The organism is Brevundimonas sp. (assembly GCF_023259385.1).
Lineage (GTDB): Bacteria > Pseudomonadota > Alphaproteobacteria > Caulobacterales > Caulobacteraceae > Brevundimonas.
Window position 1 is genome coordinate 1 of sequence record NZ_JAHFPF010000178.1, and the last position, 7669, is coordinate 7669.

Consider the following 7669-nt stretch of genomic DNA (forward strand, 5'->3'; position numbering starts at 1 on the left):
CGACAGCCATCCTGGGATGCACGATCCCCTCAACCCGGGCTTCCGCGCCAAGGTGGATGAGGGGCTGGCCCTGGCCTTGCGCCGTGCGCGGACGACGACCGACGCCGGCGGCTGGTGGTGGGCGTTGCGGGCCTATGTGGCCAGCTTCGACGACGGCCATGTGCAGATCGGCATGAAGGACGGCTCCTATGGCTTTCCGGCCCGCTGGCCGGGCTTCCTGACCGCCTATCGCGGCGCGAACCAGGTGGTGGCGGATCGTCTGGCGGACGACCCCGCCGCCCCGCCGCTGGACGCGCGCCTGATCGACTGCGACGGCGTGGGCGCAGACCGCCTGGCCGAGACGCGGGTCGGCGGCTTCCGCGGCCGCTGGTTCCTGCAGTCCCAGCACGCCCTGCTCGGCGACTGGGTGTTCCTGAACGCCTCCAACCCCTGGATCACCGAGATGCGCGAATGCCGCTTCGAAAGCGGCGGCCAGACCCGGTCCTATGCGCTGAACTGGCGGGCCATCGAGGCCGCCGACCTGTCCGCGCGCCGCAACCGGCTGAACCAGCGCTTTTCCCCCGAGTTCGGTTTGAAGACGATGGACGACGGCGGCCTGTGGCTGTCCATGCCCTCGTTCAACAGCGCGCCGGGCAGCACGGCCTATGTCGCCCTGACCGCCCTGCTGGCCGAGGCGCAGGCGAAGCAGGAGGCGCTCAGGACGGCGCCCTGGGTCGTGCTGGACCTGCGCGGCAACGGCGGCGGCTCCTCGCACTGGAGCGACAACCTGGCGACGCTGATGTGGGGCGACGACTGGCGGCGCACCCATAGCCCGCCTTCCAGCGACGCCGTCGACTGGCGCGCCTCGGACGACAACATCGCCGAAATCGTCACGTTCATCGATCAGTTGAAGGCGGCCGGCGGCGACGCCGACGTGATCGCCTGGGGCGACAAGGCGATCACGGGCATGCGCGCCGCCCGGGCCGCCGGGCAGGTCTACTGGCGGGAAGCGGACGACGCGCCGGCAGAGGCTTCCGCGACCCCCGCTCAGGCGGGCGCGGCCCCGGTCAATCCGATGCGCGGCCGCGTCTTCGTCCTGACCGATTCCGGCTGCGGCTCGGCCTGTCTGGACGCGGTCGACATCTGGAAGGCGGCGGGCGCGGTCCAGATCGGCCGCGAGACCTCGGCGGACACCGTCTACATGGAGGTCCGCGACGCCGACCTGCCCAGCGGCCTGGCCGGCATCGGCGTGCCGATGAAGGTCTATCGCGGCCGGGCCCGCGGCAACAACGAACCGCAGCGCCCGACCTACGTCTACGACGGCGACATGAGCGACGACGCCGCCCTCGCCGCCTGGGTCAGATCGCTCGGCTAGGCGCGCTTGTGGCGCGCGCCGAACTCGGAAAGAACACGGGCGCCGGATTTCCGGCGCGCCTTCCGCGAGGAAGAGGGGGACATCCAATGAAGACCACGACCGCCATCGTCACCGGCCTTTGGGCTGTCCTCGCCGCCCCCGCCCTGGCCCAGGAGACCGACCCCCAGGCGTGGATGGCGGAACCCCGCGACTGGTCCGCCATCCTGGTCCAGGATGCGACGGCGCTCCACGACATCGTCATCGACAGCCATCCGGGCGTCCACGACCATCTGAACCCCGCGTTCAGGGGCCGGGTCGACGCCGGCCTGGCGCTGGCGCTCGAACGCGCCAGGACCACGACCACGCCGGGCGGATGGTGGTGGGCGATGCGGTCCTACGTCGCCGGCTTCGATGACGGCCACGTGCAGATCGGCCTGAAGGCCGGCTCCCTGCCCATGCGCTGGCCGGGCTTCCTGACCACCTATCGCGGCGCGGATCAGATCGTGGCCGACCGGGACGAAAGCGATCCGGACGCCCCGCCCCTCGGCGCCCGCCTGATCGACTGCGACGGCGTGTCCGCCGACCGTCTGGCCGAAGAGCGCATCGGCGCCTTCCGCGGCCGCTGGTTCCTGCAGTCGCAGCGGGTCACCTTCGGCGACTGGCAGTTCCTGAGCGCCGCCAATCCGTGGGTCTCCGAGATGCGGAGCTGCCGCTTCGAGAGCGACGGCCAGACGCGCGCCTACGCCCTGAACTGGCGGTCCGCCGACGGCGTGGACCTGCCCGCCCGCCGGGCCCGGTTGTCGCAACGCGCCCACACCGCCATCGAGATGAAGACGCTGGCGGACGGCGGCTACTGGCTGTCCACGCCCAATTTCGACGGCGCACCGGACAGCGAGACGTTCCGCAATCTGACGGCCCTCATCGCCGAAGCCCAGACGAAACAGGCCGACCTGCGTCAGGCTCCCTATGTCGTGCTGGATCTGCGCGGCAATGGCGGCGGCTCGTCCCGCTGGGGAAGCCGGCTCGCCGTGGCCCTGTGGGGCATCGACTGGGCGCGCGCCCACAACCTTGCGCCGATCGAGGCGATCGACTGGCGGGCCTCCGAGGCCAACCAGGCCCGGATGCAGGCCTATGCCGACGAAGCCCGGGCCGCCGGCCAGGACGCCAATGCGATCGCCGACTTCGAGTCCACCGCCACCGCGCTCGGAGCCGCCCGCGCCGCGGGTGAAGTCTACTGGCGCGAGGTCGGCAGTCCTCAACCGGCCCGGCCCGCGGCCGAGCAGTTGGTCCGGGGACCGGTCTTCCTGCTGACCGACCCGGTTTGCGCCTCGGCCTGTCTGGACACCGTGGACCTGTGGAAGGCCCTGGGCGCGATCCAGGTCGGCGCCGAGACCTCGGCCGACACCGTCTACATGGAGGTACGCGCCGCCGCCCTGCCGAGCGACCGGGCCGATGTCGCCATTCCGATGAAGGTCTGGCGCGGCCGGGCGCGCGGCAACAACGAACCGCAGCGACCGGTCCACGTCTATGCCGGCGACCTCAGCGACGACTCCGCGGTCCAGGCCTGGATCGCGGGTCTGGCCCGCGACTGACGACTAGCCCTGGGCGTTGCGGATCGCCGCGGCGCCCGCGAAGGGCGTGATGAGACCGGCGAACAGGACATAGGCGGCCAGGAAGGCCAGCGCCGGGGCGGGCGACAGGCCGTTGGCGGCCCGCTCCAGCGCGCCCGCGCCGAACACCACCGGCGGGATGAACAGGGGCAGGACGACCACCGCGATCAGCAGGCCGCCGCGCTTGGACCCCAGGGCCAGGGCCGCGCCCAGCGCCCCGGTCAAAGCGAAGCCGAGGCCGCCGATCAGGGCCGCCAGCGCCGCCAGCGGCGCCAGTGACGGCGGCAGGCCCAGGGTGATGGCCGCCACCGGCGCGGTGACCGCCAGGGGCCAGCCGACCGCCAACCATTGCGCCTTGGCCTTTGTGATGACCGCCAGTTCCAGAGGGACGGGACCAAGGGCGATCAGGTCCAGCGTCCCGTCCTCGAAATCGCGTTCGAACAGCCGCTCCAGCGACAGGATCGACGAGACCGCCAGCGCCACCCAGGCGACGCCGCCGGCCACGGGCTTCAGCCCCGCCGGGTCGCCTCCGGCCGCCAACGGGACCAGCACGGTCAGGCACAGGAAGAAGCCGCAGGCCAGCAGGGGTCCGCCCCCGCCCGCCCAGGCCAGCGACAGCTCACGCCGCCACAGGATCATCAGCGCCCTCATCGGCCCGCTCCGATGTCGAGCGTGCGATGGACGACCGGCAGCGGGTCGTGGACAGCGGCGATGATGGTCCCGCCCCGCTCCACATGGGCCTGCATCAGCAGACCCAGCGCAGCGCGCCAGCGGGCGTCCAGCGGGCTCAGCGGTTCGTCCAGCAGCCAGATCGGGCGCTGCACGGCGATCAGCCGCGCGAAGGCCAGGCGGCGGCGCTGGCCGGCCGACAGCTGGCGCACCTCCAGGTCCAGCAGGGGCTCCAGCGCCAGCACATCGACCGCGGCCGCGACGCCGTCGGCGCCGGCGCCCAGCCATTGCGCCTGAAAGGCCAGCTCCTCTCGGGCCCGGCGCGCCCCCTTCAGCCCATCCAGATGGCCGAGCCAGTGCAGGTGCTTCGTCCGCGCCTCGGCCGGATCGACATCGGCGAAGGCGACGGTCCCGGCGTCCGGGCGCAGGAAGCCGGCCAGGGCGCGCAGCAGGCTGGTCTTGCCCGCGCCGTTGGCGCCGGTCAGGGCCAGGACCTCTCCGGACACGGCTGAAAACGACAGATCGCGGAACAGGACGCGCTCGCCGCGGGACAGGGTCAGGCCGTCGACGGCGATCATCAGGCACACCCCCAGTTGCGAACGTCTCTCAATACCCATGTCGCCGACATGGATTCATGGACGGACAACGGAACCCTCGCTATATGCGCGGTCGCCGCAGCAGGCGTTCGCCGCGCGCGTCGGGGACCTGTGCGCCCCGCCGTCAGCCGCGCGAGCGTGCAACCGGATTGTCGGGCGGCGTTGACCAGAGGAAGCCTCTCCATGCCGTCGAACGACAGCTTCAAGACCCGCCAGGACCTTTCCGTCGGGCGCAAGAAATACGCCTATTACAGCCTTCCCGCCGCCGAGGAAGCCGGTCTGGCCGGGATTTCCCGCCTGCCGCGCTCGATGAAGGTCCTTCTCGAGAACCTGCTGCGCAACGAGGACGGCGTCTCGGTCACCGAGGCCGACCTGCGCGCCGTCGCCGCCTGGATCGAAAACAAGGGCTCGGTCGAGCACGAGATCGCCTTCCGCCCGGCCCGCGTGCTGATGCAGGACTTCACCGGCGTTCCGGCCGTGGTGGATCTGGCCGCCATGCGCGACGCCATGAGCGCCCTCGGCGCCGACGCCACCAAGATCAACCCGCTGAACCCCGTCGACCTGGTCATCGACCACTCGGTCATGGTCGACCATTTCGGCACCGCCGGCGCCTTCAATCAGAACGTCGAGCGCGAATATGAGCGCAACATCGAGCGCTACAACTTCCTGCGCTGGGGCTCGTCGGCCTTCAACAATTTCCGCGTCGTCCCCCCCGGCACCGGCATCTGCCACCAGGTGAACCTGGAGAACCTGGCCCAGACCGTCTGGACGCTGGAAGAGGGCAAGAAGACCGTCGCCTATCCCGACACCGTCGTCGGCACCGACAGCCACACCACCATGATCAACGGCCTGGCCGTCCTGGGCTGGGGCGTCGGCGGCATCGAGGCCGAGGCCGCCATGCTGGGCCAGCCGATCCCGATGCTGATCCCGGAAGTCATCGGCTTCAAACTGACCGGCCGCCTGCCGGAAGGCACCACCGCCACCGACCTGGTCCTGACCGTCACCCAGATGCTGCGCAAGAAGGGCGTGGTCGGCAAGTTCGTGGAGTTCTTCGGTCCCGCCATCGCCGGCATGACCATCGAGGACCAGGCCACCATCGCCAACATGGCCCCGGAATACGGCGCCACCTGCGGCTTCTTCCCGGTGTCGCGCGCGACCATCGACTATCTGACCGCCACGGGCCGCGACAAGGCGCGCGTCGCCCTGGTTGAAGCCTACGCCAAGGCTCAAGGCCTGTGGATCGACGAAACCTCGGAAGACCCGGTCTTCACCGATGTGCTGGAACTGGACATCTCGACGGTCGTGCCGTCGCTGGCCGGCCCCAAGCGTCCGCAGGACAAGGTCGAGCTGACCACCGCCGCGCCCCAGTTCGAAACCGCGCTGGGTGAAGTCTTCAGCCGCCCGGCCGACGCCCCGCGCGTCAAGGTCGAGGGCGAGAAGTTCGACCTGGGCGACGGCGACGTCGTCATCGCCGCCATCACCAGCTGCACCAACACCTCCAACCCGTCGGTCCTGATCGCCGCCGGTCTGGTCGCCCAGAAGGCCAACAAGCTGGGCCTGAAGGTCAAGCCGTGGGTCAAGACCTCGCTGGCCCCCGGATCGCAGGTGGTCACCGACTATCTGACGGCCGCCGGCCTGCAGAAGGAGCTGGACGCCCTGGGCTTCAACCTGGTCGGCTACGGCTGCACCACCTGCATCGGCAACTCGGGTCCGCTGGCGGAGACCGTCTCCAAGGCGATCAACGACAACGGCCTGGTCGGCGTGTCGGTGCTCTCGGGCAACCGCAATTTCGAAGGCCGCGTGAACCCGGACGTCCAGGCCAACTACCTGGCCTCACCGCCGCTGGTCGTCGCCTATGCCCTGGCCGGCTCGATGCGCATCGACATCACCAAGGATCCGATCGGCCAGGACAAGAAGGGCAAGGACGTCTTCCTGAAGGACGTCTGGCCGACCACCGCCGAGATCGCCGCGATCCAGAAGAAGTCGGTCACCCCGGCCATGTTCGCCAAGCGCTACGCCGACGTGTTCAAGGGCGACAAGCACTGGCAGGCCATCAAGGTCACCGGCGGCCAGACCTATGCCTGGGACGACAGCTCGACCTACGTCGCCAACCCGCCGTATTTCGAAGGCCTGTCGATGGAGCCGACCCCGGTCACCGACATCGTCGAGGCCCGCGTGCTGGCCATCTTCGGCGACTCGATCACCACCGACCACATCAGCCCGGCCGGTTCGATCAAGAAGACCTCGCCCGCCGGCGCCTATCTGACCGGCCGCGGCGTCGACGCCCTGGACTTCAACAGCTACGGCGCCCGCCGCGGCCACCACGAAGTCATGATGCGCGGCACCTTCGCCAACATCCGTATCCGCAACAAGATCACGCCGGATATCGAAGGCGGCGTGACCAAGCATTTCCCGTCGCAGGACACGATGTCCATCTACGACGCGGCCATGCGCTATCAGTCGGAAGGCCGCCCGCTGGTCGTCTTCGCCGGCAAGGAATACGGCACCGGCTCATCGCGTGACTGGGCCGCCAAGGGCACGCGCCTGCTGGGCGTCCGCGCCGTCATCGCCGAAAGCTACGAGCGCATCCACCGCTCGAACCTGGTCGGAATGGGCGTCGTGCCGCTGCAGTTCAAGCAGGACGGCTGGCAGAAGCTGAACCTGACCGGCGAAGAGATCGTCACGATCCGCGGCCTGTCGGACGTCAACATCGGCAAGCTGCGTCCGCGTCAGGACCTGTGGGTCGAGCTGTTCCGCCCGTCGGACGGCAAGATGGCCCGCTTCCCGGTCCGCTGCCGCATCGATAACCAGACCGAGCTGGACTACTTCAAGGCCGGCGGCGTCATGCCCTACGTGCTGCGCAACCTCGCCGGCGGCGCGACCCCGGCGCCGGAAGCCGTCGCGGCGGAATAGGCCTCGACGCCAGGTTGAAAAGACAACGGCCGCTGGAGCGATCCAGCGGCCGTTTTCTTGTCCGTCTTCAAGAACCGCTCAGGCGTCGAGCCAGCCCTGGGCGCGCAGTTCGCCCACCCTCGCCCGCGACACCGGCGCCTCCAGCCCGCCCGTCAGCCGTAGCCGCAGGTTCCGGCCGTCCTCGAGCACGCCCTCCACGGCGGAACGGGCGACCCACCACGAGCGATGGGTGCGCGCGCCCTCCACGCCCTGCAAACCGGCCATCGCCTGCGACAGCGACATCAGGACCAGGGTCGAGCCGCGCGGGGTGTGAACCCGGACGTAGTGGTCCTCCATCTGCAGGCACAGGACCTCCCGCCCCAGCGCGGGCGGCAGGCGGTCACGCGGGTCCGCCGATCCCGCGTTCGCCTCGGCGCCCCCGGGACGACGCTTCACCCACCACAGCAGCGCGGCCGTGGCGATCAGACTGACCACCACGGACTGGGCGTACCACTCCAGTCGCGGCACCCGTCCGACCTCCGGCCACATGGCGCCGGCCAGCACGCGGC

At 70.2% G+C, this 7669-nt stretch carries 6 protein-coding genes; 3 read left to right on the forward strand and 3 right to left on the reverse strand.

Annotated features, from left to right (window positions below; genetic code table 11):
- Window positions 1-1354 (forward strand): S41 family peptidase (locus tag Q0C81_RS13370; protein ID WP_291838739.1); only part of this gene is annotated, 1354 nt, incomplete at its 5' end.
- 86 nt (window positions 1355-1440) lie between these two features.
- A complete protein-coding gene (locus Q0C81_RS13375) occupies window positions 1441-2925 on the forward strand; it encodes a S41 family peptidase (RefSeq protein ID WP_291838741.1) in 1485 nt (494 codons plus the stop codon).
- 3 nt (window positions 2926-2928) lie between these two features.
- Here the strand turns inward: Q0C81_RS13375 and ccmB are convergent, their stop codons facing one another.
- Complete coding sequence (gene ccmB / locus Q0C81_RS13380; protein ID WP_291838744.1) at window positions 2929-3594, reverse strand: heme exporter protein CcmB; 666 nt, start codon at window positions 3592-3594, stop codon at window positions 2929-2931.
- On the reverse strand, window positions 3591-4190 hold the full coding sequence (gene ccmA / locus Q0C81_RS13385; protein ID WP_291838747.1) for a heme ABC exporter ATP-binding protein CcmA: 600 nt from the start codon (window positions 4188-4190) through the stop codon (window positions 3591-3593). Before ccmA ends, ccmB begins: the two co-directional genes overlap by 4 nt.
- Window positions 4191-4391: 201 nt before the next feature.
- Here ccmA and acnA point away from each other — a divergent pair, with 201 nt between their 5' ends.
- Window positions 4392-7121, forward strand: coding sequence for an aconitate hydratase AcnA (gene acnA / locus Q0C81_RS13390; RefSeq protein WP_291838751.1), 2730 nt, complete (start codon window positions 4392-4394; stop codon window positions 7119-7121).
- Window positions 7122-7199: 78 nt separating this feature from the next.
- Here acnA and Q0C81_RS13395 read toward each other — a convergent pair.
- A partial coding sequence (locus tag Q0C81_RS13395; protein ID WP_291838754.1) for a LytTR family DNA-binding domain-containing protein occupies window positions 7200-7669 on the reverse strand: 470 nt, incomplete at its 5' end.